15 protein-coding genes are annotated in these 19,037 nt (G+C 71.5%); 4 read left to right on the forward strand and 11 right to left on the reverse strand.

What is annotated here, in order from left to right:
• Positions 1-33 precede the first annotated feature (33 nt).
• Entirely contained in the window at positions 34-1,050 is a 1,017-nt protein-coding gene (locus tag OHN19_RS04915) for an LLM class flavin-dependent oxidoreductase (protein WP_330262938.1), read from the forward strand.
• 18 nt (positions 1,051-1,068) lie between these two features.
• On the opposite strand, the gene OHN19_RS04920 is transcribed toward OHN19_RS04915, so the two are convergent.
• A complete protein-coding gene (locus OHN19_RS04920; protein WP_330262939.1) occupies positions 1,069-1,413 on the reverse strand; it encodes a hypothetical protein in 345 nt (114 codons plus the stop codon).
• Positions 1,414-1,466: 53 nt separating this feature from the next.
• The gene (locus tag OHN19_RS04925; protein WP_330262940.1) at positions 1,467-3,002 is read right to left on the reverse strand and encodes a hypothetical protein; all 1,536 of its coding nucleotides are present in this window, start codon (positions 3,000-3,002) and stop codon (positions 1,467-1,469) included.
• A 587-nt stretch (positions 3,003-3,589) separates the two neighbouring features.
• Here OHN19_RS04925 and OHN19_RS04930 point away from each other — a divergent pair.
• Positions 3,590-5,929: an excinuclease ABC subunit UvrA gene (locus tag OHN19_RS04930; protein ID WP_330262941.1), complete on the forward strand. Its 2,340-nt coding sequence runs from the start codon at positions 3,590-3,592 to the stop codon at positions 5,927-5,929.
• Positions 5,930-6,148: 219 nt separating this feature from the next.
• Here OHN19_RS04930 and OHN19_RS04935 read toward each other — a convergent pair whose 3' ends face one another.
• From OHN19_RS04935 to OHN19_RS04960, 6 genes are all read right to left on the reverse strand, one after another.
• Complete coding sequence (locus tag OHN19_RS04935; protein ID WP_330262942.1) at positions 6,149-7,093, reverse strand: lysophospholipid acyltransferase family protein; 945 nt, start codon at positions 7,091-7,093, stop codon at positions 6,149-6,151.
• On the reverse strand, positions 7,093-7,863 hold the full coding sequence (locus tag OHN19_RS04940) for a GNAT family N-acetyltransferase (RefSeq protein ID WP_330262943.1): 771 nt from the start codon (positions 7,861-7,863) through the stop codon (positions 7,093-7,095). Before OHN19_RS04940 ends, OHN19_RS04935 begins: the two co-directional genes overlap by 1 nt.
• 186 nt (positions 7,864-8,049) lie before the next feature.
• A complete protein-coding gene (locus OHN19_RS04945; RefSeq protein ID WP_330262944.1) occupies positions 8,050-9,075 on the reverse strand; it encodes a hypothetical protein in 1,026 nt (341 codons plus the stop codon).
• 90 nt (positions 9,076-9,165) lie between these two features.
• Complete coding sequence (locus tag OHN19_RS04950; protein ID WP_330262945.1) at positions 9,166-9,915, reverse strand: succinate dehydrogenase/fumarate reductase iron-sulfur subunit; 750 nt, start codon at positions 9,913-9,915, stop codon at positions 9,166-9,168.
• Entirely contained in the window at positions 9,912-11,858 is a 1,947-nt protein-coding gene (locus OHN19_RS04955; protein ID WP_330262946.1) for a fumarate reductase/succinate dehydrogenase flavoprotein subunit, read from the reverse strand. The genes OHN19_RS04950 and OHN19_RS04955 overlap by 4 nt, the downstream gene beginning before the upstream one ends.
• A 2-nt stretch (positions 11,859-11,860) precedes the next feature.
• A complete protein-coding gene (locus OHN19_RS04960; protein ID WP_330262947.1) occupies positions 11,861-12,532 on the reverse strand; it encodes a succinate dehydrogenase in 672 nt (223 codons plus the stop codon).
• 120 nt (positions 12,533-12,652) lie between these two features.
• Here OHN19_RS04960 and OHN19_RS04965 point away from each other — a divergent pair, with 120 nt between their 5' ends.
• Both OHN19_RS04965 and OHN19_RS04970 read left to right on the forward strand, forming a co-directional pair.
• Complete coding sequence (locus OHN19_RS04965) at positions 12,653-13,540, forward strand: LysR family transcriptional regulator (protein WP_123764672.1); 888 nt, start codon at positions 12,653-12,655, stop codon at positions 13,538-13,540.
• A gap of 40 nt (positions 13,541-13,580) precedes the next feature.
• Positions 13,581-14,804 carry a PQQ-binding-like beta-propeller repeat protein gene (locus OHN19_RS04970; protein ID WP_330262948.1) on the forward strand — a complete coding sequence of 408 codons (1,224 nt, stop codon included), beginning with the start codon at positions 13,581-13,583 and terminating at the stop codon, positions 14,802-14,804.
• 13 nt (positions 14,805-14,817) lie between these two features.
• Here the strand turns inward: OHN19_RS04970 and OHN19_RS04975 are convergent, their stop codons facing one another.
• The 3 genes from OHN19_RS04975 to OHN19_RS04985 form a co-directional block, all read right to left on the reverse strand.
• Positions 14,818-16,962, reverse strand: coding sequence for a putative bifunctional diguanylate cyclase/phosphodiesterase (locus OHN19_RS04975; protein ID WP_330262949.1), 2,145 nt, complete (start codon positions 16,960-16,962; stop codon positions 14,818-14,820).
• Positions 16,959-17,780, reverse strand: coding sequence for an SAM-dependent methyltransferase (locus OHN19_RS04980; protein WP_330262950.1), 822 nt, complete (start codon positions 17,778-17,780; stop codon positions 16,959-16,961). The genes OHN19_RS04975 and OHN19_RS04980 overlap by 4 nt, the downstream gene beginning before the upstream one ends.
• Before the next feature lie 284 nt (positions 17,781-18,064).
• A complete protein-coding gene (locus OHN19_RS04985) occupies positions 18,065-19,036 on the reverse strand; it encodes an SCO0930 family lipoprotein (RefSeq protein WP_330262951.1) in 972 nt (323 codons plus the stop codon).
• Between the last annotated feature and the right edge of the window lies 1 nt (position 19,037).

Here is a 19,037-nt window from a genome sequence, read left to right on the forward strand (position 1 = left end):
GAATGCCTGGCGCCCGCACGCGTTGAACCCCGTGTGAGCTCTCTGATCGCCGCCACCCGCTTCTCCGTCCTCGACCGCTCCCGGACCCGCGAGGGCGGCACGAACGCGCAGGCGCTCCAGGACACCGTCCAGCTGGCGCGGGAACTGGAGCAGCTCGGCTACCACCGTTTCTGGGTCTCGGAGCACCACGGGGTCCCGGGGGTCGCCGGCTCCGCGCCGACAGTCCTGGCCGCCGCTGTGGCCTCCGCCACCGACACCATCCGGGTCGGTACCGGCGGTGTGATGCTGCCCAACCACCAACCCCTGGTCGTCGCCGAGCAGTTCGGGGTGCTGGAGTCGCTCTTCCCCGGCCGGATCGACATGGGCCTGGGCCGCTCGGTCGGCTTCACCGACGGCGTGCGCAAGGCGCTGGGGCGCGGCAAGGACGACGCCGACGACTTCGCCGTACAGCTTCAGGAGTTGCTGGGCTGGTTCCGCGGCACCTCCCCGACGGGGGTGCGGGCCCGCCCCGCCGAGGGCCTGACCGTGCCGCCGTTCGTGCTGGCCATGGGCGAGGGTGCCGGGATCGCGGCCCGCGCGGGCCTGCCGATGGTCATCGGCGACCTGAGGAACCGCGACAGGATGCAGCGCGGCATCGAGCACTACCGCAGCCACTTCCGCCCCTCCCCCTGGGCCGCCGAACCGTACGTCGTGATCTCCGGCACGGTCGCGGTCGCGGCCACCCCCGACGAGGCCCGCCGCCTGCTGATCCCGGAGGCCTGGTCGATGGCGTACTCCCGCACCCACGGCACCTTCCCGCCCCTCCCACCCGCCGACCGCGTGGAGGGCCTCACGATGACGACGAAGGAGCGCGGCTTCTACGAGTCCGGCCTCACCGGCCACATCGCGGGCACCGAGGAGCAGGTCGCCCACGAACTGGAGACGGTCCTGAAGGAGACGGGCGCCCAGGAGATCCTGGTCACGACCAGCACGTACGACCGCGAGGCCCTGCTGGACTCCTACCGGCGGCTGGCGCGGGTCGCGGGCAGTGGTACGGCTCCCTCCGCGTAGGGCGCGGAGGGAGGAACATCAGAACAGCGCCCGTACGGCCTCCTGGACCGCGACGGCCGCTCCGGCAAGCACCGTCACCGTACGCCCCATGACGCCGATCGTGTCGGCCGCGCCCTCGATGGTGTCCCGTTGGTCCGCAGGGTTGCCGAGGGCCCGCTCGATACGGTCCGCCGCGCGCAGTCCGGCGTCCCGGTTCTCGCCGGCGTCGAGTCGGTACAGGGCCTCCCGGAAATCCCGGAGGGCGGCACGGACGTCGGCGACCGCGGGATTGTTGCGCTGCACGTTCTGGTTGACGGTGGCGTCCCTCCCCGCGGCCACTGCCTGGCCGATACCGTCGTTGCCCTGGTTCAAGGTGGCCGACACGCTCTGGCGCCCCCTTCCGCTCCGCCAACCGCGGCCTTCTCGCGGAGTTCGAGTCATTCCTCGTCCCCTTTCTCCGTCGTCGTGCTGCTCGACTTGGCGCTGTCGTCCCGGTCACCGGTGCGACGCGGCTGCTGTTCGTGCCCGTCGTCCGACTCCGTTTGCTGGGTGGCCTGCGCGTCCCGCCCCGCCGTCACCGCCTGGATGATGTTGTTGTCGCCGGCGTGGATGATCGTCATGATCTTCTGGGCCTGGCGCTTGAAGTCCGTGACGTCGACACCCTTGAATTCGAGGAAGTCCTCGACGGTGGAGAACATGGACGACTGGACGATCGTCACGTGCCGGACCGCGTCCTCGGCGGTGTGCATGTCGCCGGTGTAGATGGGCGAGTAGCGCTCGCGCAGGCTTGTCGGCAGGGGTCGCTTCGGGACCTCCGCGAGTTGCTCGTCCACCGTCTGCTCGCTCTCGCCCGCACACCACCGCAGAAGCCGCCACCACGCTTGGGCCAGAGCGAGAAGGTCCCCCAGTGCCTGCAGGGGTATCTGCGCGAACCTTCGGAAACTGCGCAGCGCTTCGGGGTCCACTGCCTCGTCGATGTCGTCGTGCAGCGGTGGCAGGACGTGGGGGCGCACCACGAAATGCAGTTCCTGCCCCTCGATCACCGCGGATGCGAGCAGGGTGATGACCAATTGTCCCGACCAGGTGCTGACCTGCCCGGAGAGGTAGCGGCGGACGACGATCCCGGAGCCCCGCTCGTCCGGTGCCCGCCCCCACAGGGCGTCCTCGGCGCCCTCGTCTCCTTCGGGAATCCTGGGCAGGCGAGCCCACCGCCGGGAGGGGCCACCCCGTACGTACCGGACATCGCACTCGAGTGGCCGGAAGGGTGGTTCGGCGATCCGTAGATCGTCGAGGTCCTCGCACACCGCCGCGAGCAGTTCGTCGGCGTCAAAGGGAACGAAGTCCTTGCGGACCGTCTCGTCCTCGTCGTCCTTCTCACCCTGAAGCTTGATACTGATCGTGTGGCGCCGCCAGAGCGAATTGCCGGCACCGATGAAACGCCAGTAGCCCGCATGGAGTTCGTAGGGGAGTGCATTGCCCGCCTGGGCTCGTTCGATCACGGCGATCCGGGTGCGCAGCCGTGGTCCCGTCCACGGACGGCGGCCGTCCCGGTCACAGGCCAGTGCGTAGAGGTGGGCGACGAGACGGTCCACGACGCGCACGCCGAGGTAGGCCACCGCGGCGTACTCGAAGGCCACCAGGGTCTCCCGGCCCGCCCGGCTCTCCGGACGAAGGGTCATCACCAGCACGGGGAGCAGAAGAAGCAGAAGCGCTCCCGCCCAGGTCCGGCTGAGCCTCCACAGCCACTGTCGCGAACGCCAGGGCGGGCGACGGGTCGGACGGGCCACCACGAGTGAGAGGACGGCCGCGATGGCCCAGACCGCGACCCCCAGTGGGAAGTGGTACGCGATCCAGCCCAGGACCGCCGCGAGTGCCGTCCGCCGCAGGCGCCACTGTCTGCGGGCGGCGACACAGTGCGCGAGGACGGGCGCGAGGTCGAATCCGTACGACGGCACCACCCGTAAGCGCGACATCACTATCTTGCCTATGGCCCACCTGGCGAGCGGCTCACCCAGGGGCGGGCAGCTCACACCGTTCCGCCGTCCGTTGTCGGCCAGAAGTGCACGCACCGAGGCGATACCCCAGCCATGAGTCGCCAGATGTCGTGACGCCCTGCTCATCGACTCCAGTCGATCGGGACGGGCATGCGCCGCCGCGCACAGCCGTTTTGTCACTTCCGTGTGCGGAGTGTGCGGCTTTTTCTCTCGCTTGACTGATTTCGACTTGGGCGTGACGGATTTGGTGGCCGATGTTGCTGTCGGATGAACTGAGATGGCCTGAAAGTAGCGTTCTCGCCGCTCCTGTGTGGATGTCCCCACCGACGTCCTCCCCCGAGAGGGCGCCTGACATACAGGGCGACCCTCTGCGACGCTCCCCAGTATCGGATCCACAGGATGCCGGTGCATCCCGGGTAGCGCACGGCCAGATCCAGCCGATGCGCGGCGCGGCCGAAAACCCGGGCCGGGGGAGCCCGGGGACCGGCCACCCGTTCGCATAGGATCACGGAGTTTGTCCCCCCGGCCCTTCCTCCCGTCCCACATATCCGTACGGAGCTCCCCTCATGCCCGACCCCCACGATCCGTACGTCCGCGTCCGCGGTGCCCGTGAGCACAATCTTCAGGGGGTGGACGTCGACATCCCGCGGGATGTGCTCGCCGTGTTCACGGGGGTGTCCGGGTCGGGGAAGTCGTCGCTGGCGTTCGGGACGATCTACGCGGAAGCTCAGCGCAGGTACTTCGAGTCGGTGGCGCCGTACGCGCGGCGGCTGATCCACCAGGTGGGGGCGCCGAAGGTCGGGGAGATCACCGGGCTGCCGCCCGCGGTCTCGCTCCAGCAGCGGCGGGCGGCGCCTACGTCACGGTCGTCCGTCGGCACGGTCACCAATCTGTCGAACTCCCTGCGGATGCTGTTCTCCCGGGCCGGCACCTATCCGCCGGGCGCCGAACGGCTCGACTCGGACTCCTTCTCCCCCAACACGGCCGTCGGCGCCTGCCCGGAGTGTCACGGGCTCGGCCTGGTCCACCGTACGACCGAGCAGTCGCTGGTGCCCGATCCGTCGCTGTCGATCCGGGAGGGCGCCATCGCCGCGTGGCCCGGCGCCTGGCAGGGCAAGAACCTGCGGGACATCCTCGACGCGCTGGGGTACGACGTGGACCGGCCCTGGCGGGAGCTGCCCGCCGAGGAGCGGGAGTGGATCCTGTTCACCGACGAGCAGCCGGTGGTGACCGTGCACCCGGTGCGGGACGCGGACCGGATCCAACGCCCCTACCAGGGCACGTACATGAGCGCCCGCCGCTATGTCCTGAAGACCTTCGCGGACTCCAAGAGCCAGACGCTCAGGGCGAAGGCGGAGCGGTTCCTGGTCTCCGCGCCCTGCCCGGTGTGCGGTGGCAGCCGGCTGCGCCCGGAGGCGATGGCGGTCACGTTCAACGGCCGTACGATCGCCGAGCTGGCGGCGGTGCCGCTGGTGGAGCTGGCCTCGATGCTCGACGCACGGTCCGAGACCGCGCGCTTCCTCACCCAGGACCTCATCTCCCGGATCGCCCCGGTGATCGAGCTCGGTCTCGGCTACCTCAGCCTGGACCGCGCGACCCCCACCCTGTCCGCCGGTGAACTCCAACGGCTGCGGCTGGCCACCCAGTTGAGGTCCGGGCTGTTCGGCGTCGTGTACGTCCTCGACGAACCCTCCGCCGGACTGCACCCCGCGGACACGGAAGCACTGCTCACGGTGCTCGCGCGACTGAAGGCGGCCGGCAACTCGGTGTTCGTGGTGGAGCACCACCTGGACGTGATGCGCGGCGCGGACTGGCTGGTGGACGTCGGTCCGCTGGCCGGCGAGCACGGCGGGCGGTTGCTGCACAGCGGGCCGCTGGCGGAGCTTGCGGCGGTCGAGGAGTCGGCCACGGCACGGTTCCTGTTCGACCGCTCCCCCGCCCCCGCCCGCCAAGTGCGGTCACCCCGTGGGCAGTTGAAGGTCGGTCCGGTCACCCGGCACAACCTGCGCGGGGTCACGGCCGAGTTCCCGCTCGGTGTGTTCACGGCGGTCACCGGGGTGTCGGGATCGGGCAAGTCCACACTCGTCGGCGAGATCACGGAGGAGCTGGAGGGGGTGGGCCGACTGGTCTCCGTCGACCAGAAGCCGATCGGTCGGACCCCGCGCTCCAACCTGGCGACCTACACGGGCCTGTTCGACGTCGTGCGCAAGGTGTTCGCAGGCACCGACGGAGCACGTGAACGCGGGTACGGCGTGGCCCGGTTCTCCTTCAACGTGGCGGGCGGGCGCTGCGAGACCTGCCAGGGCGAGGGGTTCGTCAGCGTGGAGCTGCTCTTCCTGCCCAGCACCTATGCGCCCTGCCCGGACTGCGGCGGGGCCCGCTACAACCCCGAGACGCTCGAAGTGACGTACCGGGGACGGAACATCGCCCAGGTGCTCGACCTCACGGTGGAGTCGGCGGCGGACTTCTTCGCGGACTCCCCGCCCGTGGCCCGCAGCCTCGCCACGCTCCTCGACGTCGGCCTCGGCTACCTGCACCTCGGGCAGCCCGCCACCGAGCTCTCCGGCGGCGAGGCCCAGCGCATCAAGCTCGCGAGCGAACTCCAGCGGGTGCACCGCGCGCACACGGTCTACCTCCTCGACGAACCCACCACCGGCCTCCACCCCGCCGACGTCGAGGTCCTCATGCGCCAGCTCCACGGCCTCGTCGACGCCGGCCACACCGTCATCGTCGTCGAGCACGACATGTCGGTGGTGGCGGGCGCGGACTGGGTGATCGACCTCGGCCCGGGCGGCGGGGACGCGGGCGGACGGATCGTGGCGGCGGGGGTGCCTCAAGACGTGGCGGGCGTCGCGGGGAGCGCTACGGCGCCCTACCTGACACGGGCGCTGACACCGAGCGGCTGAGGGGCGAGCAGCCGGGGTCGGCTCGGCCGTCGGGGACGTACAGCGTCTCGGGGACCTTGGTAGGGGCGGGGGTTGGCCGCCGGGTGGGGCCGGCGGTCGGTCGGGGGGCGGCGGTCGGTCGGGGGGCGGTCGGTCGGGGGGCGGTCGGTCGGGGGGGCGGCGGTCGGGCAGGCATCCCGCAACGGGCCGGGTGGCCGCGGACAGGCAAGATGCCATCGGTCAGGTGGGCGCCCGCAACCGGGCAGGCCTCCCGGACCAGGCGGGCGTCCGCAAACGGGCTGGGGTCGGCGACGGGACAGGGTCCGCAGCCGGGTCGGCGTCCCCGACCGGGAAGGCGTCCCCGGCCGCCGGCCAGGCGTCCGCAGCCGGGCAGGCCTCCATGGTGTCCTCGGTCCACACACGTGCCTGCGCGGTCACGGCCAGCGTCCTGCGATCCGCGTGGCTCCCGGCCGGGACCGGCTCCGGGACCTCCACCTCGGCCACCAGCCCCCGAGCCGACACCACCCGCCACACCGACGTCAGGAGGGAGTCGTCGCCGATGAAGGCGGGGGCCGTGCTGGCCCCTCCCCCGCTCACCCGGTACCGCAGACGCACCGGCTGCACCGGGACGTCCGCGTCGAGGGCCGCCTGGAAGACCGCCCTGCGGAAGTGGCCCTGGGCGCGGCCGCACCACGTGCTGCCCTCGGGGAAGACGGCGACCGCGCTGCCCGCGCGCAGGGCGTCGGCGATACGGGCGACCGTGTCCGGGAGGGCGCGCAGCCGGTCCCGGTCGATGAACAGCGCGCCGCTGCCCGCCGTCAGCCCGCCCGCCACCGGCCAGCCCCGGATCTCGGACTTGGCGAGCATCCGGGCCGGGCGGACGGCGGCGAGCAGCGGGATGTCCAGCCAGGAGATGTGGTTGGCGACCAGGAGGAGTCCCCCGGTGGGCACGGCGGTGCCGGACATCCGGAGCCGGATCCCCGCGGCCCGCACCGTCGTCCGGCACCACCACCTGACCGCGTCGGCCGGGATCCACCGGCCGACAGGCATCAGGGAGATCCCGGCGAGCAGGACCACCACGACGGCGACGAGCCGGAGCACCGCCAGGGGTACGGCCGCGACGGACCTCGTCCGCTCGATGCAGGCCCCCGGGGTGCAGGGCGCGCTCGGCAGCCAGACGCTCATCAGGCCGGGACGAGCGAGAGGAAGTGCCGCAGGTAGCGGGCGTTGACCCGGCGCATCGACAGCAGGACGTACATGTCGGCGACCCCGAAGTCCGGGTCGTGGGCTGGCTGACCGCACACCCAGGCGCCGAGGCGGAGGTAGCCGCGCAGCAGCGGAGGCAGTTCGGTGTGGGCGGCCGGCATGCCCGCAACGGGTTCCCAGGGCAGCAGCGGCCGTACCCGGAACTCCTCGGGAGCCAGGTACTTGGTGCGCACCCGGTCCCAGGTGCCGGCCGCGAGCGTGCCGCCGTCGGCGAGCGGGATCGAGCAGCAGCCCGCCAGCCAGTCGTGGCCGCGGTCCACCATGTAGCGGGCGATCCCGGCCCAGATGAGGCCGATGACCGCGCCGTCGCGGTGGTCGGGGTGCACGCAGGAGCGGCCGACCTCGACGAGGCCGGGGCGGATCCCGTCGAGCCGCGCTATGTCGAACTCGCCCTCGGAGTACAGGCGTCCGGCCACCGCGGCCCGCTCCGGGGGCAGCAGCCGGTAGGTGCCGACGACCTGGCCGGTGAGGGTGTCGCGCACCAGCAGGTGGTCGCAGTAGGCGTCGAAGCCGTCGATGTCGAGGCCCGGCTGCGGGGTGGCGAGGAGGGCCCCCATCTCGCCGGCGAACACGTCGTGCCGCAGCCGCTGCGCGGCCCGTACGTCGTCCTCGTCGCGGGCGAGGGTGACGGTGTAGCGGGTGGGTGCCGTGGACTGCGGGGGACGGTCGAGGGTCGTAACGCCGGTCATGGCTCTCTCCTGGTCGCGGGCCGGTTCGGCGGAGCGGGCGCAGACCGTGGGGAGTGCGATCTGCCGCCCCTGTTCTTCCGATGCCGACTGACATGCGCGTGACCGGTGCGGGGAGAGCCGATGTGCGGTTGTTGAACGGCTCGGGCCGGGCTGTCACGCCCGTCCCGAACCCTCAGAAGGTGGCCGTCATTTCGCCGGAGCGCAGCGTTCCAGCCACCCGCGCGTCTCGTTCTGGTCCAGCACCCGCTCCAGGACGAGTGCTCCGGTCATGCCGGGGAAGAACCGGCCGGCGGGCCAGCCCCGCTGGTACGGCGGCGGGTCCAGGACGAGCAGACGTACGCCGTCGACGACCGGGATGTCCGACGGCGTGCCCTCGTTCCACACCCAGTCGCCGTCCGGGGTGACGAGGTTGAAGGAGCCGGTGGTCGGCACCTGCCCGGGCGCGTCCCGGCACACGGCGGTCTCCTGGGCGGAGGGCGCGTGGCCGGGGACGTGACCGCCGCCCACGAGGGCGTCGGCGAGCAGGGTGTGCAGCTGGAAGTTGTCGCCTATGCCGGTCATCCGCAGCGCGTAGCCGGTGCCGGTGGGGCGGTGCAGGGCGACGAGGGGTTCGTCGTCCAGGACGAGCAGGGCGTAGTGCAGGCACTTGAAGTCGTGGCCGGACAGTTCCTGGACGGCACGCAGGGCTTCCAGCAGCCGGGTGCGCAGGCCGGAGCCGAGCCCGGTGCGGACCTCGGGGCGGTTGAGCATCGCGACGGTGGCCATCTCCCAGCGGGGCAGCAGCCACCAGCCCGCGGTCGCGGCCTGGCCGACGCGTTCGAGGACCTCCGGCTCGGGGTCGCCGGAGTCGTGGTCGGGCAGGTCTCCGCCGCCGGTCGCCTCCCAGCGCTCGCAGAACTCCCCGGCGGCGCCCAGCGCACCGGCAAGGCCGTCGAAGACGTAACCGGCGCACTGTGTGGCGTCCGCACCGCGCTCGACGCAGGCGCCGACCGCCACGGCCGTCATCGCGCGCGGCCCGTCCGGCATCTCCGGCAGCAGCGCGGCCAACCGCGGTCCCGCTGCGAGGAGTTCGTGGTCCGCCGCCTCGTCGAAGCCCCCGTACATCTGCTGGATCGCGTGCTGCGCCGCTTTTCCGTCGCGTTCCCGCACAGCGGCCTCAAGACCTGTGACGGCCTCCAGGAACCGCTCCCGCCCCCTGCGTCCGAAAATCATGGACGCACTGTACAGAGGCCGAAAGAGCGAGACGGGGCCGGGGAGCACCACTCCCGACCCCGCCCGTCCGCACCGAACGGCGAACGTCTCTCAGCGCTTGGCGGCCCTCCGCGTCGCCCGCAGCCACTCCTTGTTCATGCTCGTGATGGAGACCAGCGGGATCCCCTTCGGGCACGCGGTCGCGCACTCCCCCGCAAGGGTGCAGCCGCCGAAGCCCTCGTCGTCCATCTGCGCCACCATGTCCAGGACCCGGGTCTCCCGCTCGGGTGCTCCCTGCGGCAGCACGTTCAGGTGGTTGACCTTGGCCGACGTGAACAGCATCGCCGCGCCGTTGGGGCAGGCCGCCACGCACGCGCCGCAGCCGATGCACTCGGCGTGCTCGAAGGCGAAGTCGGCGTCCGGCTTGGGGACCGGCGTGGCGTGGGCCTCGGGGGCCGCCCCGGTGGGCGCGGTGATGTAGCCGCCGGCCTGGATGATCCGGTCGAAGGCGGACCGGTCCACGACCAGGTCCTTGATCACCGGGAAGGCGGCGGCCCGCCACGGTTCGATGTCGATCGTGTCGCCGTCGGAGAAGGACCGCATGTGCAGCTGACAGGTGGTGGTCCGCTCGGGCCCGTGCGCGTCGCCGTTGATGACGAGCGAGCACGCGCCGCAGATGCCCTCGCGGCAGTCGTGGTCGAAGGCGACGGGGTCCTCACCGCGCAGGATGAGCTCTTCGTTGAGGGTGTCCAGCATCTCCAGGAAGGACATGTCGGACGAGATGCCGTCCACCTCGTACGTGGACATCGCTCCGTCGGCGTCGGCGTTCTTCTGCCGCCAGACGCGCAGGGTGAGCTTCATGCGTAGCTCCGCTGGGTGGGGTGGACGTACTCGAAGACCAGGTCTTCCTTGTGCAGGACGGGCGGCTCGCCGGTGCCGGTGAACTCCCAGGCGGCCGCGTAGGCGAACTCGTCGTCCTTGCGGGCGGCTTCACCGTCGGGCGTCTGGGACTCCTCGCGGAAGTGGCCGCCGCATGACTCGGCGCGGTGCAGCGCGTCGAGGCACATCAGCTCGGCGAGTTCCAGGTAGTCGACGATCCGGTTCGCCTTCTCCAGCGACTGGTTGAACTCCTCGCCGGTGCCCGGCACCTTGATGCGCCGCCAGAACTCCTCCCGGATCTGCGGGATGCGCTCCAGCGCCTTGCGCAGTCCGGAGTCGCTGCGGGCCATCCCGCAGAACTCCCACATGAGTTCGCCGACTTCACGGTGGAAGGAGTCCGGGGTGCGGTCCCCGTCGACGGCGAGGAGCAGGTGGAGCCGGTCCTCGGTCTCCGCCAACACCTCCTGCACGGCCGGGTGTTCGTCGGTGACCGCGTCCTGGTGCGGGTTGCGGGCGAGGTAGTCGTTGATGGTCGCCGGGAGGACGAAGTAGCCGTCGGCGAGGCCCTGCATCAGCGCGGAGGCGCCGAGCCGGTTCGCGCCGTGGTCCGAGAAGTTGGCCTCACCGATCGCGAACAGGCCGGGGATCGTGGTCTGGAGGTCGTAGTCGACCCACAATCCGCCCATCGTGTAGTGCACGGCGGGGTAGATCCGCATCGGCACCTCGTACGGATCCTCGTCGGTGATCCGCTGGTACATGTCGAAGAGGTTGCCGTACTTGGCCTCGACGGCCTTGCGCCCCATCCGCCGGATCGCGTCGGCGAAGTCCAGGTACACGCCCTGTCCGCCGGGGCCGACCCCGCGCCCCTCGTCGCAGACGTTCTTCGCGGCACGGGAGGCGATGTCGCGCGGGACGAGGTTGCCGAAGGAGGGGTAGAGGCGCTCCAGGTAGTAGTCGCGCTCGTCCTCGGGGATCCGGTTCGGCGGCCGGTCGTCGCCCTTGGCCTTCGGCACCCAGATCCGGCCGTCGTTGCGCAGCGACTCGCTCATCAGCGTCAGCTTGGACTGGTGGTCGCCGGTGCGCGGGATGCAGGTCGGATGGATCTGCGTGAAGCAGGGGTTGGCGAAGTGGGCGCCGCGCCGGTGGGCCCGCCAGATGGCCGTCGCGTTGGAGTTCATGGCGTTCGTCGACAGGTAGAAGACGTTGCCGTAGCCGCCGGAGGCCAGGACGACGGCGTCCGCGAAGTACGTGCTGATCCGGCCGGTGACGAGATCGCGCGCCACGATGCCCCGCGCCCGTCCGTCGACGACGATCAGGTCGAGCATCTCGGTGCGCGGGTGCATCTCGATGTTCCCGGCGGCGATCTGCCGCGACAGGGCCTGATACGCCCCCAGCAGCAGTTGCTGACCCGTCTGCCCGCGCGCGTAGAAGGTCCGCGAGACCTGCACCCCGCCGAAGGATCGGGTGTCGAGCAGACCGCCGTACTCCCGGGCGAAGGGCACGCCCTGCGCCACGCACTGGTCGATGATCTCGACGGAGATCTGCGCCAGCCGGTGCACGTTGGACTCGCGGGCCCGGAAGTCGCCGCCCTTGACGGTGTCGTAGAAGAGCCGGTGGATGGAGTCGCCGTCGTTGCGGTAGTTCTTGGCCGCGTTGATGCCGCCCTGGGCGGCGATGGAGTGGGCGCGGCGCGGGGAGTCCTGGTAGCAGAACTGGACGACGTGGTAGCCCTGTTCGGCGAGCGTGGCCCCGGCGGAGCCGCCCGCGAGGCCCGTCCCGACGACGATGACGGTGTGCTTGCGCCGGTTGGCGGGGTTGACCAGCTTGGCCTCGAAACGGCGCTTGTCCCAGCGCTCGTTGACGGGACCTTGCGGGGCCTTGGCGTCGACGACAGGTTCGCCGGACACGTAGTCGGTGTACGTCATGTTCAGCTCACCACTCCGGTCATGACACCCACGGGTACGGCGATGAAGCCGGCCGTGAGCAGCAGTGCGAGGACGTTCGCGACGGTCTTGAGGGCGCGGTCACGGGTGCGGCTGCCGGCGCCGAGGGTCTGGGCGGCACTCCAGAAGCCGTGCCGGACGTGCATGCCGAGGGCGAGCATCGCGACGATGTAGATGACGTTGCCGTACCAGGTGGAGAAGGTGTCCACGACGTTCTGGTACGGGTGGCCCTCCTGGAAGCCGCCGGAGTGCACGGTTCCCGTCGTCAGGTCGAGGATGTGCCACACGATGAACAGGCCGAGGATGATCCCGCCCCAGCGCATGGTGCGGGTCGCGTAGCTCGCCCGCGCCTTCTTGTGGACGTACTTGCTGGGCCGCGCCCGGATGTCCCGGCGGCTGAGCTGGTAGGCGGACGTGGCGTGCGCGACCACGGCGACGACCAGCACGATCCGGATCAGCCAGAGCGTCCACTCGTAGTGCATGAACGGCTCGCCGACCGTGCGCAGCCAGTGCGCGTAGTGGTTGAACTCGCCTGCCCCGAAGAAGATCTTCAGGTTGCCGATCATGTGGACGACCAGGTACAGCAGCATGATCAGCCCGCTGACGGCCATCACGGTCTTCTTGCCGACGGAGCTGTCCCACACGGTGCGTGCCATGGACGGCCGTCGGTCCGTCCGCGTTGCCAGAGCCATGACTCAAGACGCTAGATGCGGGAACCTCGATCGGTCCAAGACATGGTCCGGCTTGATTCCATAGTGAACGGCTATCGTACGAGGGTGCAGTTCCAGCAGCTCCAGTACTTCGTGGCGGTCGCCGAGACCCGCCACTTCACCCGTGCCGCCGAGGCGGTCCATGTCGCCCAGCCCTCCCTGTCACAGCAGATCAGGGCGCTGGAGCGGGAACTCGGCGCGGACCTCTTCCTGCGGGCCCGCGGCAACATCAGCCTCACCGACGCGGGCGAGGCCCTGCTGCCACTGGCCCGCCGCATCCTGGCCGACGCGGACACGGCCCGGCACGAGGTGCAGGAGCTGGTGCAGCTGCGCGGCGGCCGGGTCAGGCTCGGCGCGACCCCGAGCCTGTGCACGGGTCTGCTGCCGGACGTGCTGCGCGCCTTCCACGACCGCTACCCCGGTATCCGGCTGATGATCGAGGAGGGCGGCTCCCACGATCTCGTACGACTGCTCGCGCGCGGCGCGCTCGACCTGGCCCTGGTGGTCCTCCCGCTGCCGACGCCGTCCCCGGCGCTGACCACGGTGGAGCTGCTGCGCGAGGACCTGGTCGTGGTCTCCTCGCCGGAGGGGCCCGCACCGGGTGGTCCGGGCCGCCGTACGGTGCGCGTCGCCGATCTGGAGAGCGCGCCCCTGGTGATGTTCCGGCACGGCTACGACCTGCGCGAACTGACCGTGGCAGCGTGCCGTGCCGAGGGCTTCGAGCCGGACTTCGCGGTGGAGGGCGGCGAGATGGACGCCGTGCTGGGTTTCGTGCGGGCGGGCCTGGGCGTGGCCGTCGTACCGCGCATGGTCGCCACCCGCTCGGGGCGGGGGCTGCGCGTCACCCCGCTCGCGCGGCCCGGCCTGCACCGGACCATCGCGCTGGCCCACCGCAGCGATGTGGCTCCGCCGCGGGCGGCACGGGAGTTGCAGCGGATGCTGCTGGAGCGGTGAGCGGTCGTAGCATGGGGTCTTCTCGCACAGGGGTGGGCGGATGATACGGCGGACGGCTGTCGTGGGCGCGGCGCTGCTGGTGCTCGCGGGGTGCTCCGGGGGGACCCCCTCCAAGGGCTCGTCCGCGGCACCGCGCTCCGGTGACTCCGGGCCGACCGTGGCCACGCGTTCGATGTCGGTCTCGGGCCCGTGGCGCGCGTGGACGGCGTCCCTCACGCGCCCCGAGGCCCACGGCAGTTGCGGCGCGACCGCACATCAGGTGGTATGCGCGACCAACACCGGTGCGCTCGTGGGGCGTTCGCGGGCCGACGGCCGTGTCACCTGGACCGTGCCGGGCGGCGCCCGCGGCAAGAGCGCCGAACTGCTCGTCGACGCGGCCGACGCACGGGCCGTGTCCGGCGTCGCGGGCGTGCTCCGCGCGGCGGACCTGCGGACGGGTACGCGGGCGTGGACCCGTCGACTCCCCACCGGCCGCGCCTACGTCGCCCTCGCCGCCACGGACGGGATCGTCTACGCCCTGCACGCGCCGGATCCCTTCATCCGCACCGGCGCCGTCCTCGACGCCGTCCGCGCGTCCGACGGCACGCCCCTCTGGCACCGGAACGTCACCTGGAGCACCGGCGAACCCGTGGCCGCCTTCCGGGGCCGGGTCTACACGTCCGACGGCTCCCGGGTCACCGCCCGCGACGCCCGCACCGGCGCCACCCTGGCGACCAGCCCCGCGGGCGTCGAGTGCCCGCACCTCGTCACCGGCGGCCGCTACCTGGTGTGCACCGGCAGCCCGCTCTCCGCCGGGGACACCTTCCCGCCCATGCGGCGCCTGGATCCGGCGACGCTGGAGCCGCTGCCGACCCCGCGGAACACCATCGACATGCCCGTGCGCGGGGTGATCTCCGACGACGGGGTCCTGGTGCTGTACGAGGCCGGCGCCGAGGACACGAGCGCGGGCAACTGGTTCGCGTACGACCTGAAGAACGACCGCAAGCTGTGGAACACGTACGCCACGGAGTCGGACGCCGCGGTGGCCGGCGGCCGGTTCGTGACCTTCGCCCCCGGCAACGACGTCGCGCGGGGCCGCGTGCTCACGATCGACCTGCACGCCGGTCCGCAGGGCACGGGGAGCGCCGCGCCCCGCATGTCCCCGGCCTACGCGCAGACGAGGGACGGCGAACACCCGGTGCTCGTCGTGCCGGGCGGGGACGCGGGCCATGTCGTCGTCATGGCCCGCACCCACGGTTCGCTGCGCTCGCTCCCGCTGCCCTGAGGGGCGGGGGCGTTCAGCCCGTCGCGTCCACCAGCGCCAGCTCGTGCAGCCGCTCCGGCGGGCCGGGGCGGGCGTAGTACCAGCCCTGGGCCGTGTCGCAGCCCAGTATCCGCAACTGCTCGGCCTGGGCCCCGGTTTCGACGCCCTCGACCGTCACCGCGAGGTCCAGGCCGTGGGCGAGCGAGACGATCCCCTCGACGATCTTGAGGTCGACGGGGTCGGCGGGGAACTGCTGCATGCTCTGGGTGAAGGAGCGGTCCAGCTTGAGGACGCTGACCGGGAGGCGGCGCAGGTTCGCCAGGTTCGAGTAGCCGGTGCCGAAGTCGTCCAGGGCGATGTCGACGCCCATCTCGGCGAGTCGGCGCAGCGGCTTGAGCAGGTCGTCGTCGGCGCCGATGAGGGCGGACTCGGTGACTTCGAGGCAGAGGGCGTTCGGCTCGACGCCGGCGCGCTCCAGGATGTCCACGGTGTCCTGGACGAGGCCGGGGTGGGTGAGCTGGCACGGCGACAGGTTGACGTTGATACGCAGGGGACCGCCGGGCGTGTCCTCGCCGTAGCGTTCTCGCCATTCCCGGGCCTGGCGCACCGACTGCTCCAGGACCCAGCGGCCGAGCGGCACGATCAGCCCGGTGTGCTCGGCGAGCGGGATGAACCGGTCCGGGCCGAGGACGCCGTGCTGCGGGTGCAGCCAGCGCACCAGCGCCTCGGCGCCCCGCACGCTGCCGTCACCGAGGTGGACCAGCGGCTGGTACTCGATGAAGAACTCGCCGCGCTCCAGGGCCGCGGGCAGCTGGGTGGTCAGTCCGTGCCGGGTGATGGCGCGGGCGTCGGCCTCCGGGTCGGCCAGCTCGAAGCGGTTGCCGCCCGCCGACTTGGCCCGGTACATCGTGATGTCGGCGCTGCGCAGCACCTCCGCCGGGCCGCGCTCCCCCGCCGGGCCCTCGACGATGCCGATGCTGCCCCGCACGGTCAGTTCCCGGCCCTCGATACGGACCGGGGCGAGCAGGACGTTCATGATGCGGGCGGCGAGGTCGTCGACCTCGCTCTCGGTGTCGGGGCCGGTGGTCAGCGCCACGAACTCGTCGCCGCCGAGCCGGGCCACCATCTCGCCCGGTGCGGTCGCGCAGGACTGCAACCGGTCGGCGACCTCGACGAGCAGCCGGTCGCCGGCCCCGTGGCCGAGGCTGTCGTTGATGGTCTTGAAGCCGTCGAGGTCGAGGTAGCACAGCCCGAACCGCTGGCCCTCGCCCGCGCTCAGCGCCTTCTCCAGCCGCTCGAAGAACAGCGTCCGGTTGGGCAGTCCGGTGAGGGCGTCGTGGGTGGCCTCGTAGCGCAGCCGGAGGTTGAGCAGCCGGCGCTCGGTGGTGTCCTCCATGAGGGCGAGCTGGTACTGCGGGGTGCCGTCGGCGTCCCGCAGCAGGGAGACCGTCAGGTTGGTCCACAGGACCGTTCCGTCCGGGCGGTAGAAGGCCTTTTCGAGGTGGTAGTGCTCGCGTTCGCCCCGGACGAGTTCGTCGTAGAGCGTCCAGGTCTGCGGTGCGTCGTCGGGGTGGGTCCACTCCCGGACGTTGCGGCCGCGCATCGTCTGGTCGGTGATGCCGAACATGCGCAGCAGTGCGCCGTTGACCTGGAGGACGTTGCCGTCGAGGTCCGCGATGCCGATCCCTATGGCCGCGCCCTCGAACACCGCGCGGAACCGGGCCTCGGTCGCGTGCAGGGCCTGCGCCACCACGCCCTGCGCCTCCAGGGCGGCCTGCGCGATGGCCTCCTGCTCGGCCAGCGTCCGCTCGCGCAGCGCCTGCGCGAACCCGGCCGCCATGGCGTGCTGGAGACGGGCGGACCGGCTGCGCAGGTCCTCGCGGTCGCCGTCGCCGCCGCAGTACAGCACCAGATAGGCGTCGACGCAGTCCAGCGAACGGGTCAGCGCGTCGGGGTCGGTGCAGTGCGCGGCCACGAGGTCGGCGCCCACCGCCCGGCCCTCGTCCATGTCGACGGTCCTGGCCAGCAGCGCCTGGCTCAACCGGCGGGCCAGCGGGAGCAGTTGCTCCTCGAACTCGGCCCGGGTCAGGGACGTCGAGGTCACCGGGAACACGGCCCGGCTCCAGATCGTCGCGAACCGGCGCAGTCTGTCCTCCGGGCCGTCCGGCTCCGCGCTCACGCCGTCCGCCCCACGCCGCCGAACTGCGAGAAGGCCCACGGATCCTCGGCGTCGGGGTCCCAGTTCTCCGACTCCGGCCGCCACCGCGGCATCGGCACCAGTCCGGGTTCCACCATGTCGTACCCCTCGAAGAACCGTGCGATCTCGTCGTGCGAGCGCATGATCAGCGGGTTGCGAATGTCCTCGTACACGTCCATCGCGCCCTGAACCTGCTCCTGGGACAGCGGGATCCCCTCGAACGCGGCGTGCGTCAGCACCAGCAGGCTGCCGGGCGCGAGCGCGTCGCGCAGCTCGGCCACCGCCGCGTAGGGGTCGTCCGCGTCTTCCACGAAGTGCAGTATGGCAACGAGGAGCAGTGCCACCGGACGGTTCAGGTCGATCAGCCGCTGGACCTCGGGGCTTTCGAGGATTTCCTGAGGCTTGCGGAGGTCGGCCGCGACGACGCCCGCGTCGGGGTTGTCGGCGATGACCGCCCGGCTGTGCGCGACGGCCACCGGGTCGTGGTCGACGTAGACGACGCGGGCGCCGGGGCTGGCGCTCTGGGCGACCTCGTGGACATTGCCGAAGGTGGGGATGCCGGAGCCGATGTCCAGGAACTGCGTGATGCCCTGGTCGACCGCGAAGCGCACCGCCCGCCGCATGAACGCCCGGTTCGCCTGCATGATCTTCGGCAGTCCAGGGACGTGCTCCATGGCCTTGCGGGCCGCCGCCCGGTCGGCCTCGAAGTTGTGCGAACCGCCCAGGTAGAAGTCGTAGATACGCGCGACGCTCGGCACCGAGATGTCGATGCTCCTAGGAGCCCAGGCGGGACGCTCCATGTATCTCTCCAAGGCGTAGACGATCCGGTGTTCGAGCTGAGGCTACTGATCGCCCGCCAATGGAGCGAGGGGAAACGGAAATTGACCATCCGTTCCCGGTCACTGCCTGCGGCACGTGCCGCTGCGCAACGGCTGCGGTGTCGCTACGACACGTAGGCGCCGCACTCCGGAGAGTTCCGGAGCGGGCGCCGAATCGCGGGGAGTTGGGGGGAATGACGGCAAACCGGTCCGGCCCCTCCGTGCGGCGCGGAGGGGCCGGACCGGTGGTCCGGGTGAGAGGGCTGTCACTTGTCGGAGACGCCGACCATCTCTCCGTTGGGACGGACGGCGTACCAAGTGCCGCCGACGCCCTGGCCGTTGGTGTCGCCGGGCTCCTTGTCGCCCGAGAAGGTGTAGATGGGCGAGCAGTTGACCGTCTGCTGCTTCACACCGTCACCGCGGGTGAAGCTCATGAGGCCCTTCTTCTGGACGCCCTTGGTGTCGTTCGACGACACCGGGCCCACGACCGGCCACTTCTCCAGGCAGGCGCCGTTGCAGTTCGAGACCGGCTCGGGCCAGGCCTTGTCCTTGGCGAAGCGGTAGACCGTCATGCCGTTCTTGTCGACGACGATCTCGCCCAGGTTGGGGTCGTTGCGCGTGGACAGTCCGGGCAGGCTCGCGACCGACGCCTTCTTGCCGGTGGGCGCCAGCGCGTACCACTTGCCGCCCACGCCCTGTCCGGTCAGGTCGCCGGCCTTGGTGTCCTTGGCGTAGCGGTAGGCCGGCCAGCCACCGATGGTCAGCTGCTTGCTGCCGTCGGCCCGGGTCACCTCACCGAGCAGGGCCTTGTCGATGCCGGCGCCGGCCGAGGCGTCGTCCGCGGGCACCGGCGGCCAGGCCGTCGCGCAGTCGCCGTTGCAGTTCGACTTCGGCGGCTCGGCGGTGTCCTCGTCGAAGCGGTAGAGGCTGAGGCCGCTGCCGTCGGTCAGCACATCGCCCAGCTCGGCGTTCGCGGACACCTGCAACTTGCCGGCCGAGGCCGACTGGGCGCCCAGGTTGCCCTGACCGACCGCGGAGGTCGAGCTCGCACTGGGGCTGGTCTCGGTACCGGTACCGATGCCGGAGCCCACACCGCCGTAACCGCCCGCGGCCGCGGTGGCCCCGACGTTCTGGCTGCCGACGGACGAGGCGCCACTGTCCTGACCGCACGCCGTCGTCAGCGCGAGCACCGCCGCGGCGCTTGCCACGAGTGAGGCGTTCCGCCAGGAGGTCTTCATC

The sequence above is a fragment of the Streptomyces griseorubiginosus genome (assembly GCF_036345115.1).
Taxonomy (GTDB): domain Bacteria; phylum Actinomycetota; class Actinomycetes; order Streptomycetales; family Streptomycetaceae; genus Streptomyces; species Streptomyces griseorubiginosus_C.

Coding starts and splice junctions, on each gene's coding strand:
- OHN19_RS04925 (WP_330262940.1), bottom strand. CDS start 3,002: ATGTCGCGCTTACGGGTGGTGCCGTCGTACGGATTCGACCTCGCGCCC.
- OHN19_RS04930 (WP_330262941.1), top strand. CDS start 3,590: ATGCCCGACCCCCACGATCCGTACGTCCGCGTCCGCGGTGCCCGTGAG.
- OHN19_RS04935 (WP_330262942.1), bottom strand. CDS start 7,093: ATGAGCGTCTGGCTGCCGAGCGCGCCCTGCACCCCGGGGGCCTGCATC.
- OHN19_RS04940 (WP_330262943.1), bottom strand. CDS start 7,863: ATGACCGGCGTTACGACCCTCGACCGTCCCCCGCAGTCCACGGCACCC.
- OHN19_RS04945 (WP_330262944.1), bottom strand. CDS start 9,075: ATGATTTTCGGACGCAGGGGGCGGGAGCGGTTCCTGGAGGCCGTCACA.
- OHN19_RS04950 (WP_330262945.1), bottom strand. CDS start 9,915: ATGAAGCTCACCCTGCGCGTCTGGCGGCAGAAGAACGCCGACGCCGAC.
- OHN19_RS04955 (WP_330262946.1), bottom strand. CDS start 11,858: ATGACGTACACCGACTACGTGTCCGGCGAACCTGTCGTCGACGCCAAG.
- OHN19_RS04960 (WP_330262947.1), bottom strand. CDS start 12,532: ATGGCACGCACCGTGTGGGACAGCTCCGTCGGCAAGAAGACCGTGATG.
- OHN19_RS04970 (WP_330262948.1), top strand. CDS start 13,581: ATGATACGGCGGACGGCTGTCGTGGGCGCGGCGCTGCTGGTGCTCGCG.
- OHN19_RS04980 (WP_330262950.1), bottom strand. CDS start 17,780: ATGGAGCGTCCCGCCTGGGCTCCTAGGAGCATCGACATCTCGGTGCCG.
- OHN19_RS04985 (WP_330262951.1), bottom strand. CDS start 19,036: ATGAAGACCTCCTGGCGGAACGCCTCACTCGTGGCAAGCGCCGCGGCG.